This is a genomic window from Halopseudomonas xiamenensis, from assembly GCF_014219065.1.
GTDB classification, from domain to species: domain Bacteria; phylum Pseudomonadota; class Gammaproteobacteria; order Pseudomonadales; family Pseudomonadaceae; genus Halopseudomonas; species Halopseudomonas xiamenensis.
In genome coordinates this window covers 24,960-39,485 of record NZ_JACLGO010000005.1, presented here as the reverse complement: position 1 = coordinate 39,485, position 14,526 = coordinate 24,960, and the positions used below count along the sequence as shown (strand labels likewise).

The following is a 14,526-nucleotide window of genomic DNA, read 5'->3' as shown; positions in this document are numbered from 1 at the left end:
GTACAAAGTGGGTCAATCGTGGGGTACGTTGCTCCAGCGTGCCCGGTGCCAGGCGCGGCGCTGTTTCTTGTCGAGGAAGGTCCAGGCCAGCAGGCGGCTGTGCTTATGCCCCTGGGCCATGGGAACGACGCGGATATCCCGGACCGGTAATGCGGCCAGTTGCCGCTGCAATACCGGCAGGTTGGCGGCCTTGGACACCAGGGTGGTGAACCAGAAGACCTGCCCGGCGAGCGCGGCGCTGTCCTCGATCATGCGTGTCAGGAAGCCGGCTTCGCCGCCATCGCAGACCAGCTCGTTGGCGCGGCCACCGAAGTTCAGCTGTGCGGTGCGTGCGGCTCCGGCCTTGCCCAGATTGCGCCATTTGCGCTGGCTGCCGCTGCTGGCCAGGGCATGGCTGGCATGGAACGGCGGATTGCACAGGGTGAAGTCGAAGCGCTCATCGGCGCCGACGATACCCTGCAACACCTTCGATGGTGCCGTTTGCTGTCGTAGCTCGATGCCCTCGGCCAAGTGCGGATTGGCAGCGAGAATGGCCGCGGCGTTATCCAGCGCCAGCGGGTCGATATCCACGCCGACGAAGTGCCAGCCATACTCCACGCGGCCCAGCAGCGGATAGATCAGATTGGCCCCGGTGCCGATATCCAGGCCGGTCAGACCCTCGCCTGTGGGTATGTCGCCGCCATGGCTTTCACCGAGCAGGTCGGCCAGGGCATGAATATAGTCGGCGCGACCGGGCACCGGTGGACACAGGTAGCCGTCGGGAATGTCCCAACCGGCGATCTGGTACTGCTGCTCGAGCAGGGCCCGGTTCAGCAGCCTGACCGTTTGCGGATCGGCGAAGTCCAGCGTCGTCGAGCCGTCTGCAGCCCTGATGATCCGGGCTTTAAGCGCTGGGCAGGCACGGCCCAGCGCGTGCAGGTCATAGCGGCCCTGATGGCGATTGCGCGGATGCAGGCCCGGCTTGGCGGGGCGTGGCTGGGGTGGTCGGCTGGGCATGGCATGATCCGTGGTGCTGGGCGACGGATTGTCCCACAGATGCGCTGCCGGGATCATCCGGGTTGTGCACAGATGGCGTGGACAGTTCTGTGGATAACCTCAGGGTAGAACGGAGCAGGGCACGCCGGGCCTGCCTTTGGCGTTGCTGGTCGTTTATTGAGCAGGTGGCACATGGGGTATACTGCGCGGCCTGATTGCTGCGAGGTTGACATGTCCGTTGATGATCCCCGATTCGGTGGCATAGCCCGGCTCTATGGCCGTGACGCCCTCGCGCGCCTGCAGGCCAGCCATGTGGCGGTGGTAGGTATCGGCGGGGTCGGCAGTTGGGCGGCCGAGGCGCTGGCACGTACCGGCATAGGTCGCATCACCCTGATCGACATGGATGACATCTGCGTGACCAATACCAATCGCCAGCTGCCGGCGATGAAGGGCAATATCGGACGGCTGAAGGTGGAGGTGATGGGCGAGCGCCTGCAGGCGATCAACCCGGGCTGCGAGGTGCGTCCGATCATGGGTTTCGTCACGCCCGACACCCTGGCTGAATACATCACCGCGGACATCGACTGCGTGGTGGACTGCATCGACAGCGTTGCCTCCAAGGTGGCGCTGATCGCCTGGTGTCGGCGGCGCAAGATTCCCATCATCACCACCGGCGGTGCCGGTGGGCAGATCGACCCGACCATGATCACCGTGGCCGATCTGTCGAAGACCGTCAACGACCCGCTGGCGGCCAAGGCGCGTTCACTGCTGCGGCGCGACCATAACTTCCCGCGTGCCGACAGCAAGCGCAGCTTCGGTGTGCCCTGTGTGTATTCCACCGAGCAGCTGCGCTATCCCAAGCCGGATGGCTCGGTGTGCCAGCAGAAGGCCTTCGTCGGTGAGGGGGTGAAGCTGGATTGCTCGGGTGGCTTCGGCTCGGTGACCATGGTCACTGCCACCTTTGGCATGGTGGCGGCAGCGCAGGCGGTCAAGCGGATTCTACGTTGAGTCTCAGCCATACCTGTTCACTGTGAGCCAGAAGCCCGGCGCACCGGGCTTCCTTAGCATCAGTTATGCGAGTGCAGCATGTCATTCAGTGCGATGGCGCTCTTGTTGGTCTTGCACTCGATCGAACCGGTCTGTGAGTTGCGGCGGAACAGCAGGTCCGGCTGGTTGGCCAGCTCCCGTGCCTTGACGATGCCCACCTGGTTGTCGGCGTCATCCAGCAGGGCGACCTTCAGTCCGGCGGTGATGTACAGGCCGGCTTCCACGGTGCAGCGGTCGCCCAGCGGGATGCCGATACCGGCGTTGGCCCCGATCAGGCAGCCTTCACCTACCGAGATGACGATATTGCCGCCACCGGACAGGGTGCCCATGGTCGAGCAGCCGCCGCCCAGGTCCGAGCCCTTGCCGATGAACACGCCAGCGGAGATGCGGCCTTCGACCATGCTGGTGCCGGCGGTACCGGCATTGAAGTTGATGAAGCCTTCATGCATCACCGTGGTGCCCTCGCCGATATAGGCGCCCAGGCGCACCCGGGCGGTATCGGCGATGCGTACCCCGTTGGGTACCACGTAGTTGGTCATGATCGGGAACTTGTCCACGCTGTGTACCTGCAGGTCCTCGCCGCGCAGGCGGGCTTCGAGCTGGCGTTGCGGGAGTTCCTGGATATCGATCGCGCCCTGGTTGGTCCAGGCCACATTCGGCAGCAGCGGGAACAGCCCGGCCAGCACCACCTCATGCGGTTTGACCAGGCGGTGCGACAGCAGGTGCAACTTGAGGTAGGCGCCAGGTGTGGTGGTGGGTGCATCGTCGGTTTCGAGGATGGTGACCACCAGCGGCCGGGTGCTGTGCTGCAACTGGCTGGTCAATGCGCCGAGCTCGGCAAAGCCTGCATCGACAAGGGCTTTGCCGAGTACGGCGCACTGATTGGGAGGCAGCTTGATGGCCTGGTTGCCACCCTGGTAGGCGAGGTGTGTGGCGAATATCGCCACCAGCTCGCGGTCAGGGTGAAGAATGGGCTGGGGGTAGAACACCTCCAGCCAGTCGCCGGCGCTGTTTTGGGTGCCGATACCCAGAGCAAGACTGAAATGGTCGCTCATCAGTGTGGATCCTTCGTGCGTGGTGTCAAAAGGCAGTGGCGTACAGTTCCGGCTTGAAGCCGACCAGACGCCGTGGGCCGATATCCAGTACCGGTCTTTTTATCATCGAGGGGTTGGCCTGCATCAAGGCGACGGCCTTGTCCAGGTCGATATCCTGCTTGTCCGCGTCGTCGAGCTTGCGGAAGGTGGTGCCCTGGCGATTGAGGACCTTCTCCCAGCCGTGCTCCTGACACCAGTTGCGCAGGTGTTCGGCGTCGATGCCTTCCTTCTTGTAGTCATGGAAGTGGTACTCGATACCGTGCTCGTCCAGCCAGGTGCGGGCTTTCTTCATGGTGTCGCAGGCCTTGATGCCATACAGGGTGATCATCTTCACAGGCTCCTGATAAAGGTGCGGATACGGTGGGCGGCTTCGATGCAGTCGGCCAGCGGTGCGACCAGGGCCATGCGTACCCGGCCGGCGCCGGGGTTGTGGCCATCGACTTCACGGGACAGATAGCGGCCCGGTACCACCGCGACGTTCTGCTCGGCGAGCAGGCGCCGGGTGAAGGTCTCGTCGTCCAGCGGCGTGGCTGGCCACAGGTAGAAGCCGGCGTTGGGGCGCTGGATGTCCATGACGTCGCCGAGAATGCTCAGCACCGCATCGAACTTGCTCTGGTACATCTCGCGGTTGGCCGCGACATGCTGCTCGTCCTGCCAGGCGGCGAGGCTGGCCAGTTGGGTGGGGATCGGCATGGCGCAACCGTGGTAGGTGCGGTAGGTCAGGTACGGGCCGAGCAGGCTGGCATCGCCGGCGACGAAGCCGGAGCGCAGGCCGGGCAGGTTGGAGCGCTTGGACAGGCTGTGGAACACCACGCAGCGGGCGAAGTCGCTACGGCCCATGGCGGCGCAGGCCTGCAGCAGGCCGGGCGGCGCGCTCTGGCCCGGGGGGTAGATCTCGCTGTAGCACTCGTCCGAGGCGATGACGAAGTCGTAACGATCAGCCAGCTCGATGAGTTTCTGCAGTTGCTCCAGCGCAATGACCGCGCCGGTGGGGTTGCCGGGGGAGCAGATGAACAGCAACTGGCAGCGTTGCCAGATATCCGCCGGCACCCGGTCGAAATCGGGAATGAAGCCCTGGCGGGCGTCGCAGGGCAGGTAGTGCGGCTGCACTCCGGCCAGCAGCGCGGCGCCTTCGTAGATCTGGTAGAAGGGGTTGGGGCTGACCACCAGGCCCTGGGGATCACGCTGCACCACGGCCTGGGTGAAGGAAAACAGCGCCTCGCGGGTGCCGGTGACCGGCAGTACATGGCGCTCGGCATCGAGCATGCCGGCCGGCAGCCCGAAGCGCTGGTTGAGCCAGCCGGCGATACCCTGGCGCAACGCCGGCAGGCCGGCGCTGGTCGGGTAGACCGCGGCCTGTGCCAGATTGGCGGCCAGGGTGTCCAGCACAAAGGCCGGGGCAGCATGCTTGGGCTCGCCGATGGACAGGGAAATCGGTGCCAGCTCGGGATTGGGCACGACGTCGGCGAGCAGCGCCCGCAGTTTCTCGAACGGGTAGGGCTGCAGCCGTTGCAGATCGGTGTTCATCCGGTCCTCAGATATCCATGGATTGCGGCATGCCGGTGTCCGGCTGGCCGGTGTTGTAACTGAGCGTTCGGATAATGGTGTTCTGCAGGCGCTGGCACAATTGCGGGTCGGACAACGGTTGGTTGTCGGCATCGGTCAGTACGAAAACATCATCCACGCGTTCGCCCAGCGTGACGATCTTGGCATTTTGCACGCTGATGTCGAAATCCAGAAATATTTTTCCCATCTTTGCCAGCAGACCGGGCCGGTCGGGGGCGCTGAGTTCGAGGATGGTGTGCTGGCCACCATGGTCGGTGAAGATGGTGACTTCCGGGGCGAAGGCGAAATGCTTGAGCTGACGCGGGACCCGGCGCTGGATGATCGCCGGGTAGGCATCCGGGTCGGACAGCGCGTCGACCAGCTCGCGCTTGATCTCGCGGGTACGCTCGGGATTGTCGCCGATCGAGCCGCCATCGGCGTCCAGCACGATATAGGTACCCAGGTTGATGTGGTTGGTGGTGATCACCCGGGCGTCCTGGATGCTCAGGTTGAGCTGGTCCATGGCCGCCACCGTCACCGCGAACAGGTCGTGCTGTTCGGGAGTGTAGAGAAAGATCTGGGTGGCGCCTTCGAACTCGCGCTGGGCAGTCTCCTTGATCAGCACCAGTGGCCCGCGGTGCAGGGGGTGCTGGACGATCGCCTCGGTGTGCCAGGCGATATCGCTGGCGGTATGGCGCAGAAAATAGTTGTCGCCCAGTTGGGCCCACAACGCCTCGGTATCGTCCTCGTCGATGCCGCTGCGCACCAGGATGTCCATGGCGGCGCGCTGGGTATCGGCGATCTGTTCGGCGCGGTTGGGCGGGTTGTCCAGGCCGCGGCGCAGGGCGCGTTTGGTTTCGGTGTACAGCTGGCGCAGCAGCGAGGCGCGCCAGGAGTTCCACAGGTTCGGGTTGGTGGCATTGATATCGGCGATGGTCAGCACGTACAGATAGTCCAGGCGTACCTGGTTGCCCATCTGCACGGCGAAGTCATGAATCACCTGCGGATCGGAAATGTCCTTGCGCTGGGCGGTGGTGGACATGATCAGGTGGTTCTCCACCAGCCAACTGACCAGGTGGGTGTCCCAGGCCGGCAACTGGTGGCGCTGGCAGAAGCGGGTAGCATCGAGCGCGCCGAGTTCGGAGTGGTCGCCGCCGCGGCCCTTGGCGATGTCGTGGTACAGCCCGGCCATGTACAGCAGGTCCGGCTTGGGCAGGCGGCAGAAGATCTTCCAGGCCAGCGGGTACTTTTCCTGGTAGTCGGGGCGGCCGAGCTTGCGCAGGTGCTTGATCAGATTCAGCGTGTGCGCATCCACCGTGTAGATGTGGAACAGGTCGTGCTGCATCTGCCCGACGATACGGCCGAACTCCGGCAGGTAGCGCCCGAGGATGCCATAGCGGTTCATCCGCCGCAGGTTGCGATGAATGCCTTCGCGGCAGCGCAGCAGCTCGACGAACAGGCTGGTGTTGCGGATATCACTGCGAAACTCGTCGTCGATCAGGTGCCGGTGATCACGCAGCAGGCGAATGGTGTCGGCGCGCACACCACGGATTTCCGGGTGCTGGGCCATCAGCAGGAAGATCTCCAGCAGGGCGAAGGGGGTACGCTTGAACACCTGCGGGTGGGTCACTTCGATATAGTGATTGCGCACCTGGAAGCGGGCATTGAGCGGCTGGATAGTCGCCGCCTCGGCATCGCGCAGCAGGATCTCCTCGAAATGCTGCATCAGCAGGTCGTTGAGTTCCGACAATGACATGACGATGCGGTAGTACTTCTGCATGAAGCGCTCGACCGCCAGCTTGGCGTCGTTGTCCTCGAAGCCGAACAGCCGGGCCAGGGCTCGCTGATGGTCGAACAGCAGACGGTCCTCGGCGCGCCCGGCCAGGGTGTGCAGGGCGAAGCGCACCTGCCAGAGAAAGGCCCGGCCGCCGGCCAGGATGTTGTATTCGGGCTCGTTGAGAAAACCCTGGTCCACCAGTTCGCGCAGGTTGCTGGTGCCGAAGTGGCGCAGCGCCACCCAGCCGATGGTCTGGATGTCACGCAGGCCGCCGGGGGAGCTCTTGACGTTGGGTTCGAGGTTGTACTCGGTATCGTTGAACTTGGCATGCCGGGCGTGCTGCTCGGCACGCTTGGCGCGGAAGAACTCGGCACTGGTCCACATCTGCTGCGGGCCGACCGCGTCGATCATGGCCTGGCGCAACGGCTGGTCGCCGACCAGGATGCGTGATTCCATCAGGTTGGTGATGACGGTGACGTCGGCGCGCGCCTCCTGCTGGCATTCGTCGATGCTGCGCACGCTCTGGCCGACCTCCAGACCGATATCCCAGAGCAGGGTGAGGAAGCGGCTGATGGCCTCGTGGTAACGCTCGCCGCTGTTGCCGTCGCGCAGCAGGATCAGCAGGTCGATGTCCGAATGCGGGTGCAGTTCGCCGCGGCCGTAGCCGCCGACCGCCAGCAGGGCGATGTCGTCGGCTTCGGGGCAGGCCAGGGTGGTCCAGGCCTGGCGCAGGATCTGGTCGGTGAGCCAGGCGCGATCATGGATCAGCTTGTGGATGTCGCGGCCACCCTCGAAGCGCGCCTGCAGGACATCCGCGGCGTGCTGGAGGGCTTTCTTGAAAGCGGGAATCGGGCTGCGTGCTAATGCCAGGTCGGCTTTGAACTGGCTCGGGTCAAATAATTCGTGATCCACAGTGCTTCCTCGATTCCGGTAGATCTCAGCGGAAGGTTTCTTCCTTGCGCAGGGTCAGGATTTCGTAACCATCGGCCGTCACCAGGATGGTGTGCTCCCACTGGGCCGACAGCTTGCGGTCCTTGGTGATGGCGGTCCAGCCATCGCCCAGCAGGCGGGTTTCCGCGCGGCCCTGGTTGAGCATCGGCTCGATGGTGAAGGTCATGCCTTCCTGCAGTTCCAGGCCGGTGCCGGCCTTGCCGTAGTGCAGCACCTGGGGTTCTTCATGAAACACCTTGCCGATGCCGTGCCCGCAATAATCGCGTACCACGCTGTAGCGGTTGGCGTGGGCGTGATCCTGGATGATCTGGCCGATATCACCCAGCCGGGCACCGGGCCGCACCACCGAGATACCTTTATACAGGCATTCCTGGGTGACCCGCGACAGCCGGGTGACCCAGTCGGGAGTATCGCCGACATGGAACATCTTGCTGGTGTCGCCGTGGTAGCCGTCCTTGATCACGGTGATGTCGATGTTCATCGCATCGCCATTCTTCAGTGGCTTGTCATTCGGGATGCCATGGCAGACCACATGATTGAGCGAGGTGCAGATGGACTTGGGGAACGGGATACGACCATGGCCACCGCCGTAGTTCAACGGGGCGGGAATGGCCTGCTGAACGTTGACGATATAATCATGGCAGCGCTGGTTCAGTTCCTCGGTGGTCACGCCCGGCTTGACGTATTCCCCGATCATCTCCAGCACCTCGGCGGCCAGTCGGCCGGCCACGCGCATGCCGGCGATGTCTTCGGGGGTCTTGATGGATACGCTCATGAGGGCAAATTCTCTCGTGTTGCCACGCCAGCCGGCGTGCGGGATGGATTGATCTGGCGAGAGTTTATCAGAACTGGTCAGGGGCTGTGTGCATCGGGGCAGGGTGTGCCGTCCGGCACGTCAGCCTTTATTCTGCCCGGCATTTTGTGATATAAAGCGCCGCGCCTGAATGAACGCGGGACTTTTCCGCCACAGGCATTACTGAAACCGCACACATATCGACACGTTGTCCTGGGTGCCCTGCGGGGTTGGACAGCGGGATATGTGGAGGCTCAACCCGATCTATATATGGAGTTATCATGACCCAAGTTTCCATGCGTGACATGCTGAAGGCCGGTGCGCACTTCGGCCACCAGACCCGTTACTGGAACCCGAAAATGGGCAAGTTCATTTTCGGTGCACGTAACAAGATCCACATCATCAACCTGGAAAAGACCATGCCCATGTTCCACGAAGCCCTGAGCTTTGTGGAGAAACTGGCCAGCGGCAAGAACAAGCTGCTGTTCGTCGGTACCAAGCGCGCTGCCAGCAAAATCATCGCTGAAGAAGCCACCCGCGCCGGCATGCCTTATGTGGATCACCGTTGGCTCGGCGGCATGCTGACCAACTACAAGACCATCCGTCAGTCGATCAAGCGCCTGCGCGACCTGGAAACCCAGGCCGAAGACGGCACTTTCACCAAGCTGACCAAGAAAGAAGCGCTGATGCGTTCGCGCGATCTGGAAAAGCTGGATCGCAGTCTGGGTGGTATCAAGGACATGGGCGGCCTGCCCGATGCGATCTTCGTGATCGACGTCGAGCATGAACGCATCGCCATCACCGAAGCCAACAAGCTGGGCATCCCGGTGATCGGCATCGTCGATACCAACAGCAGCCCGGAAGGCGTCGACTACGTGATCCCCGGCAACGATGACGCCATTCGCGCCATCAAGCTGTACGCTGGTGCCATGGCTGACGCGGTACTGCGCGGCAAGAACAGCGGCGGTGTCGATGAGTTCGTCGAGGAAGCCGCTACTGTCTCCGAGGCCTCCGAAGGCTGAGCGGGAATCGGCGTGGTCTGAAAGCCGTATTCAAAAAGGGGGCCATGCCCCCTTTTTGCACTATGTTGAAATATCTTGAAAGCAACATGTTGAGGCTGTCCTGAGCAGCGGACAGCTCCCAATCAAGCAAGTCAGAGGAATAATTCATGTCACAGATTACTGCCGCCATGGTCAAGGAACTGCGTGAGCGTACCGGCCAGGGCATGATGGATTGCAAGAAGGCACTGGCTGCTGCCGGTGGCGATATCGAGAAAGCCATCGATGACATGCGTGCCGCCGGCTCGATCAAGGCCGCCAAGAAGGCTGGCAACATTGCCGCCGAAGGTTCCATCGCGGTCAAGGTGGCTGACGACAACAAGTCCGCCATCATCATCGAAGTCAACTCCCAGACCGACTTCCTGGCGCTGCAGGATGACTTCAAGGCCTTCGTCAACGACAGCCTGGAGAAAGGCTTCGCCGCTGGCTACACTGACGCTGCGCCGCTGATCGCTGATCAGGAATCCGCCCGTGAGGCGCTGGTGGCCAAGTGTGGTGAGAACGTCAACATCCGTCGTCTGGCTCGCGTCGAGAGCGATGTGGTTGGTGCCTACCTGCACGGTCACCGCATCGGTGTTCTGGTTGCCCTGAAAGGTGGCGACGCTGACCTGGCCCGCGACATCGCCATGCACGTTGCCGCCAGCAACCCGCAACTGCTCGATCCGTCCCAGGTATCCCCTGAGGTGGTCGAGAAGGAAAAGGAAATCTTCCTGGCTCTGAACGCCGACAAGATCGCTGGTAAGCCGGAAAATATCGTCGAGAACATGGTCAAGGGCCGGATCAACAAGTTCCTCGCCGAAGCCAGCCTGGTCGAGCAGGCCTTCGTCAAGGATCCGGAAGTCAAGGTTGGCGAACTGGCCAAGAAAGCCGGTGCCGAGATCGTTTCCTTCACCCGCTTCGAAGTGGGCGAGGGCATCGAGCGTGCCGAGGTCGACTTCGCTGCCGAAGTGGCTGCCCAGGTGGCTGCGTCCAAGCAGTAAGTCATGGTGCGGTGTGACCGACGCTCCTGCAGACTCCCGCTGGGGAGTCTGCAACCAGGTTACCCAGGAAGGCTTCACGCGCAGGCGTGAAGCCTTCTTTTTAAGAAATACTGAACAAGTCAGCGCTCCGGTTGTCTGGGTGTGACTCGTTGAGTGTTTCACCCCACAGCAGGAGAGTGATGAATGGCCCAGGTACCTAGCAGCCGTCAGCCCAAGTACAAGCGAATTCTTCTAAAACTCAGCGGTGAGGCCCTGATGGGCACCGAGGACTTCGGTATCGACCCGAAGGTACTGGACCGCATGGCGCTGGAGATCGGCCAGTTGATCGGCATCGGGGTCCAGGTGGGGCTGGTCATTGGCGGTGGCAACCTGTTCCGCGGCGCAGCGCTCAGCGCCGCCGGCATGGACCGGGTCACCGGCGACCACATGGGTATGCTCGCCACGGTGATGAACGCGCTGGCCATGCGCGACTCCCTGGAGCGCTCCAATATCCAGACCCGGGTGATGTCGGCGATTGCCATGGAAGGGGTCACCGAGCATTATGATCGGCGCAAGGCAATGCGCTATCTGGCCGGTGGCGACGTGGTAATATTTTCCGCTGGTACCGGCAATCCGTTCTTCACCACTGACACCGCCGCCTGCCTGCGCGGTATCGAAGTGGATGCCGATGTGGTACTCAAGGCGACCAAGGTTGATGGCGTGTACGACCGGGATCCGATGAAGGATCCGAATGCCGAACGTTTTGACCGGCTCAGCTATGACCAGGTACTGGACCTCAAGCTGGGCGTAATGGATCTGACGGCCATCTGTCTGATTCGCGATCACCAGATGCCCCTGCGGGTATTCAACATGAACAAGCCCGGCGCGCTGCTCAATGCAGTGGTAGGAAGCGCCGAGGGAACATTGATCGAGGGCTGAGTAATGATCAACGAAATCAAGCAAGAAGCGCAGGAGCGCATGAAGAAGTCTACCGAGTCGCTGGATGGCGCCTTCGCCAAGATCCGCACCGGTCGCGCGCACCCGAGTATCCTGGACAGTGTCATGGTGTCCTACTACGGCGCCGATACGCCGCTGCGCCAGGTGGCCAACGTCACCGTCGAGGATTCGCGCACCCTGGCGCTGAGCGTGTTCGACAAGAGCATGATCCAGGCGGTGGAAAAGGCCATCATGACCTCCGACCTGGGCCTGAACCCGGCGACCGCGGGCACCACCATCCGCGTACCCATGCCGGCGCTGACCGAGGAAACCCGCAAGGGCTATACCAAGCAGGCACGCAGTGAAGCGGAGAATGCCCGGGTAGCCGTGCGCAACATCCGCCGTGATGCTCTGGGCCAGCTCAAGGATCTGCAGAAGGAAAAGGAGATCAGCGAGGACGAGGAGCGCCGTGCAGCCGACGAGGTGCAGAAGCTGACCGACAAGTACATTGCCGAGATCGACAAGGCGCTGGAAGCCAAGGAAGCGGATCTGATGGCGATCTGATGCTGTCTGTTTCCCGACCTGCCAGAGTCCGTCGCCATGATCAATAGCACCGATAACAAAGCTGTAACCGGAACCGTACCGCGGCATGTCGCCATCATCATGGATGGTAACAATCGCTGGGCGCGCAAGCGCTTCCTGCCTGGTGTGGCGGGGCACAAGGCGGGTGTCGATGCGGTCCGGGCGGTGATCGAGGTATGCGCCAAGGAAGGTGTCGAGGTGCTCACGCTGTTCGCCTTTTCCAGTGAGAACTGGGCGCGGCCGCAGGAGGAGGTGGGGGCGCTGATGGAGCTGTTCCTGTTCGCCCTGCACCGCGAGGTGCGCAAGCTGCGGGACAACGACATTCGCCTGAACATCATCGGCGATCGCAGCCGTTTCGATCCGGTATTGCAGCGGGCGATGGCGGATGCCGAGGCGCTGACCTCCGGCTGCCAGGGCATGCAACTGCTGATCGCCGCCAACTACGGCGGCCAGTGGGACATTACCCAGGCGGCCCGCTCCCTGGCGCGGGATGCCGCTGCCGGCATGCTCGATGCCGAGGCGATCAGTGTCGAGGATATGGAGGCGCGACTGTGCACCGGTGACTTCCCCCTGCCGGACCTGTGCATACGCACCGGCGGCGAGCGGCGCATCAGCAATTTCCTGTTGTGGCAGCTGGCCTACGCCGAGCTGTACTTCTCCGATCTCTTCTGGCCCGATTTCAAACACGACGCCATGCGCGCAGCGCTCGCCGATTTCGCCTGTCGTCAACGGCGCTTTGGCAAGACCAGCGAACAGGTGGCAGCGGAGTCCTGATGCTCAAGCAACGTATTATTACCGGCGTCATCCTGGCGCCCCTGGTCATTGCCGGTTTCGTGCTGCTCGATCACCTGTGGTTCGCGGTGATGATCGGCTTCATCGTCACCCTGGGAGCCTGGGAATGGGCACGCCTGGCTGGTGAGCAGACGCAGAAGGGCCGGGTGATCTATGCGCTGGCCGTGGCGTTGCTGCTGGTGGGACTGTACCGCGATGCCTGGCCGCCGCACTTCATGCTGGCGCCGGCACTGGGCTGGTGGTTGCTGGCGACCTCGATGATCATCCGCTATCCCAATGGCCGCGGGCTGTGGTCCGGCTCGTTGATCGCCCAGCTGTTCGGTCTGCTGGTGCTGCTGCCGGCCTGGTATGGCCTGGTCTGGCTGCATGCCCAGGAGGCCGGGCTGTGGCTGATCCTGGCGTTGGTGGTGATGGTCTGGGCGGCGGATATCGGTGCCTATTTCGCGGGCAAGACCTTCGGTCGCCACAAGCTGCTGCCCAGGGTCAGTCCCGGCAAGACCATCGAGGGGTTGCTCGGTGGTGTGCTGCTGAGTCAGTTGCTGGCAGTGGCGGCGATGCTCTATCTGGGCTGGTCGGCGCAGTCGGTGCTGATCGGCATGCTCGGTACCCTGGTGGTGGTGCTGTTCTCGGTGGTGGGTGATCTCACCGAGAGTCTGTTCAAGCGCGAGCAGGGGCTCAAGGACAGCAGCAACCTATTGCCCGGGCACGGCGGTATCATGGATCGTATCGACAGCCTGACGGCGGCGGTACCGGTATTCGCACTGGGTTGGTACCTGTTCGGGAGTCTGCTCGGGTGAGTCGCGCATGGATAACGGTGTTGGGCGCGACCGGGTCGATTGGTGTCAGCACACTGGATGTGGTGGCGCGACATGCTGATCGTTATGCCGTCTTCGCCCTGACCGGGCACAGCCAGATGGCCGTGCTGGAGGCGCAGTGCCGGCAGCATGATCCGCTGTTCGCGGTGGTCGCCGATGCTGCCCAGGCCGGGGAGTTGCAGCCGCGGCTGCAGGCCGCCGGCCTGCAGACCCGGGTACTGCACGGGGTCGAGGCGCTGGCGGAGGTGGCTGCCGACCAGCGTGTGGATGTGGTCATGGCTGCCATTGTCGGCGCCGCCGGGCTGTCGCCGACGCTGGCAGCGGTACGCGCCGGCAAGCGCGTGCTGCTGGCCAACAAGGAAGCGCTGGTGATGTCCGGCGCGCTGTTCATGCAGGCAGTGCGCAGCTCCGGCGCGCAGTTGTTGCCGATCGACAGCGAGCACAATGCCATTTTCCAGTGCATGCCGCGCGACTACGCCAACGGTCTGGGGCAGGTCGGCGTACGGCGCATCCTGCTGACCGCCTCCGGTGGTCCGTTCCGTGATTTCGCTCTGGAGGATCTGAAGGGGGTCACGCCGGCCCAGGCCTGCGCCCACCCGAACTGGTCGATGGGTCAGAAGATCTCCGTGGACTCGGCCAGCATGATGAACAAGGGCCTGGAGCTGATCGAGGCCTGCTGGCTGTTCGATGCGCGTCCCGAACAGGTCGAGGTGGTGGTGCATCCGCAGAGCGTGGTGCATTCGCTGGTGGACTACGTGGACGGCTCGGTATTGGCCCAGCTGGGCAACCCGGACATGCGCACACCGATCGCACATGCCCTGGCCTGGCCCGAACGTATCGACTCCGGGGTCAGCGCGCTGGACCTGCTGAGCACCGCGCGGCTGGACTTCCAGGCGCCCGACCCGCAGCGCTTTCCCTGTCTGTGGCTGGCCCGCCAGGCGTTCGATGCCGGCGGCACCGCCTGTGCCGTACTGAATGCGGCCAACGAGGTGGCGGTACAGGCGTTTCTCGATGGGCGCATTGGTTTCACCGATATCCCTGTTATCATCGAGCACACATTGAACTGCCTGCCGCCGGTGCAGGTCGAAGAGCTGGCTCAGGTCATGCTGGCTGATCGTCAGGCTCGCGAGCACGCGCACAGGTGGCTGGCAAACCGGGCCTGAAAGGCCGGCGCGGGCCGGTCTGCAGGGTTCCCCGAGTGA

Annotated in this window: 14 protein-coding genes; 8 read left to right on the top strand and 6 right to left on the bottom strand. The window is 63.1% G+C overall.

Annotation, left to right across the window (positions count from 1 at the left end; translation table 11 throughout):
- Positions 1-12: 12 nt before the first annotated feature.
- Positions 13-996, bottom strand: a complete 984-nt coding sequence (gene rlmF / locus H6X51_RS04595) for a 23S rRNA (adenine(1618)-N(6))-methyltransferase RlmF (RefSeq protein ID WP_185266344.1) — start codon at positions 994-996, stop codon at positions 13-15.
- 210 nt (positions 997-1,206) lie between these two features.
- Between rlmF and tcdA the strand changes: the two genes are divergently transcribed.
- The gene (gene tcdA / locus H6X51_RS04590) at positions 1,207-1,983 is read left to right on the top strand and encodes a tRNA cyclic N6-threonylcarbamoyladenosine(37) synthase TcdA (RefSeq protein WP_185266343.1); all 777 of its coding nucleotides are present in this window, start codon (positions 1,207-1,209) and stop codon (positions 1,981-1,983) included.
- Positions 1,984-2,042: 59 nt separating this feature from the next.
- On the opposite strand, the gene dapD is transcribed toward tcdA, so the two are convergent.
- From dapD to map, 5 genes are read right to left on the bottom strand one after another with little or no spacing between them, the layout of a single operon-like run.
- Entirely contained in the window at positions 2,043-3,077 is a 1,035-nt protein-coding gene (gene dapD, locus H6X51_RS04585; RefSeq protein WP_407925943.1) for a 2,3,4,5-tetrahydropyridine-2,6-dicarboxylate N-succinyltransferase, read from the bottom strand.
- Positions 3,078-3,102: 25 nt separating this feature from the next.
- A complete protein-coding gene (locus H6X51_RS04580; RefSeq protein WP_185266342.1) occupies positions 3,103-3,444 on the bottom strand; it encodes an ArsC family reductase in 342 nt (113 codons plus the stop codon).
- Between the two features lie 2 nt (positions 3,445-3,446).
- Positions 3,447-4,643, bottom strand: a complete 1,197-nt coding sequence (gene dapC, locus H6X51_RS04575; protein ID WP_185266341.1) for a succinyldiaminopimelate transaminase — start codon at positions 4,641-4,643, stop codon at positions 3,447-3,449.
- A 7-nt stretch (positions 4,644-4,650) separates the two neighbouring features.
- On the bottom strand, positions 4,651-7,350 hold the full coding sequence (locus H6X51_RS04570) for a [protein-PII] uridylyltransferase (protein WP_185266340.1): 2,700 nt from the start codon (positions 7,348-7,350) through the stop codon (positions 4,651-4,653).
- A 25-nt stretch (positions 7,351-7,375) separates the two neighbouring features.
- Positions 7,376-8,164 (bottom strand): type I methionyl aminopeptidase, encoded by a 789-nt coding sequence (map, locus tag H6X51_RS04565; protein WP_185266339.1) that lies wholly within the window; start codon positions 8,162-8,164, stop codon positions 7,376-7,378.
- A gap of 299 nt (positions 8,165-8,463) precedes the next feature.
- Between map and rpsB the strand changes: the two genes are divergently transcribed.
- From rpsB to ispC, 7 genes are all read left to right on the top strand, one after another.
- Complete coding sequence (gene rpsB / locus H6X51_RS04560; RefSeq protein WP_185266338.1) at positions 8,464-9,204, top strand: 30S ribosomal protein S2; 741 nt, start codon at positions 8,464-8,466, stop codon at positions 9,202-9,204.
- Positions 9,205-9,350: 146 nt separating this feature from the next.
- Positions 9,351-10,220 (top strand): translation elongation factor Ts, encoded by an 870-nt coding sequence (tsf, locus tag H6X51_RS04555; protein WP_185266337.1) that lies wholly within the window; start codon positions 9,351-9,353, stop codon positions 10,218-10,220.
- Positions 10,221-10,403: 183 nt separating this feature from the next.
- Positions 10,404-11,138 (top strand): UMP kinase, encoded by a 735-nt coding sequence (gene pyrH, locus H6X51_RS04550; RefSeq protein WP_185266336.1) that lies wholly within the window; start codon positions 10,404-10,406, stop codon positions 11,136-11,138.
- Between the two features lie 3 nt (positions 11,139-11,141).
- Positions 11,142-11,699, top strand: a complete 558-nt coding sequence (frr, locus tag H6X51_RS04545) for a ribosome recycling factor (RefSeq protein WP_185266335.1) — start codon at positions 11,142-11,144, stop codon at positions 11,697-11,699.
- 36 nt (positions 11,700-11,735) lie between these two features.
- Entirely contained in the window at positions 11,736-12,491 is a 756-nt protein-coding gene (uppS, locus tag H6X51_RS04540; protein WP_185266334.1) for a polyprenyl diphosphate synthase, read from the top strand.
- Positions 12,491-13,306: a phosphatidate cytidylyltransferase gene (locus H6X51_RS04535; RefSeq protein WP_185266333.1), complete on the top strand. Its 816-nt coding sequence runs from the start codon at positions 12,491-12,493 to the stop codon at positions 13,304-13,306. Before uppS ends, H6X51_RS04535 begins: the two co-directional genes overlap by 1 nt.
- A complete protein-coding gene (ispC, locus tag H6X51_RS04530) occupies positions 13,303-14,487 on the top strand; it encodes a 1-deoxy-D-xylulose-5-phosphate reductoisomerase (RefSeq protein ID WP_185266332.1) in 1,185 nt (394 codons plus the stop codon). The genes H6X51_RS04535 and ispC overlap by 4 nt, the downstream gene beginning before the upstream one ends.
- The last annotated feature ends 39 nt before the right edge of the window (positions 14,488-14,526 follow it).

Coding starts and splice junctions, on each gene's coding strand:
- rlmF (WP_185266344.1), bottom strand. CDS start 996: ATGCCCAGCCGACCACCCCAGCCACGCCCCGCCAAGCCGGGCCTGCAT.
- tsf (WP_185266337.1), top strand. CDS start 9,351: ATGTCACAGATTACTGCCGCCATGGTCAAGGAACTGCGTGAGCGTACC.
- tcdA (WP_185266343.1), top strand. CDS start 1,207: ATGTCCGTTGATGATCCCCGATTCGGTGGCATAGCCCGGCTCTATGGC.
- dapD (WP_407925943.1), bottom strand. CDS start 3,077: ATGAGCGACCATTTCAGTCTTGCTCTGGGTATCGGCACCCAAAACAGC.
- dapC (WP_185266341.1), bottom strand. CDS start 4,643: ATGAACACCGATCTGCAACGGCTGCAGCCCTACCCGTTCGAGAAACTG.
- frr (WP_185266335.1), top strand. CDS start 11,142: ATGATCAACGAAATCAAGCAAGAAGCGCAGGAGCGCATGAAGAAGTCT.
- H6X51_RS04580 (WP_185266342.1), bottom strand. CDS start 3,444: ATGATCACCCTGTATGGCATCAAGGCCTGCGACACCATGAAGAAAGCC.
- pyrH (WP_185266336.1), top strand. CDS start 10,404: ATGGCCCAGGTACCTAGCAGCCGTCAGCCCAAGTACAAGCGAATTCTT.
- rpsB (WP_185266338.1), top strand. CDS start 8,464: ATGACCCAAGTTTCCATGCGTGACATGCTGAAGGCCGGTGCGCACTTC.
- uppS (WP_185266334.1), top strand. CDS start 11,736: ATGATCAATAGCACCGATAACAAAGCTGTAACCGGAACCGTACCGCGG.
- H6X51_RS04535 (WP_185266333.1), top strand. CDS start 12,491: ATGCTCAAGCAACGTATTATTACCGGCGTCATCCTGGCGCCCCTGGTC.
- map (WP_185266339.1), bottom strand. CDS start 8,164: ATGAGCGTATCCATCAAGACCCCCGAAGACATCGCCGGCATGCGCGTG.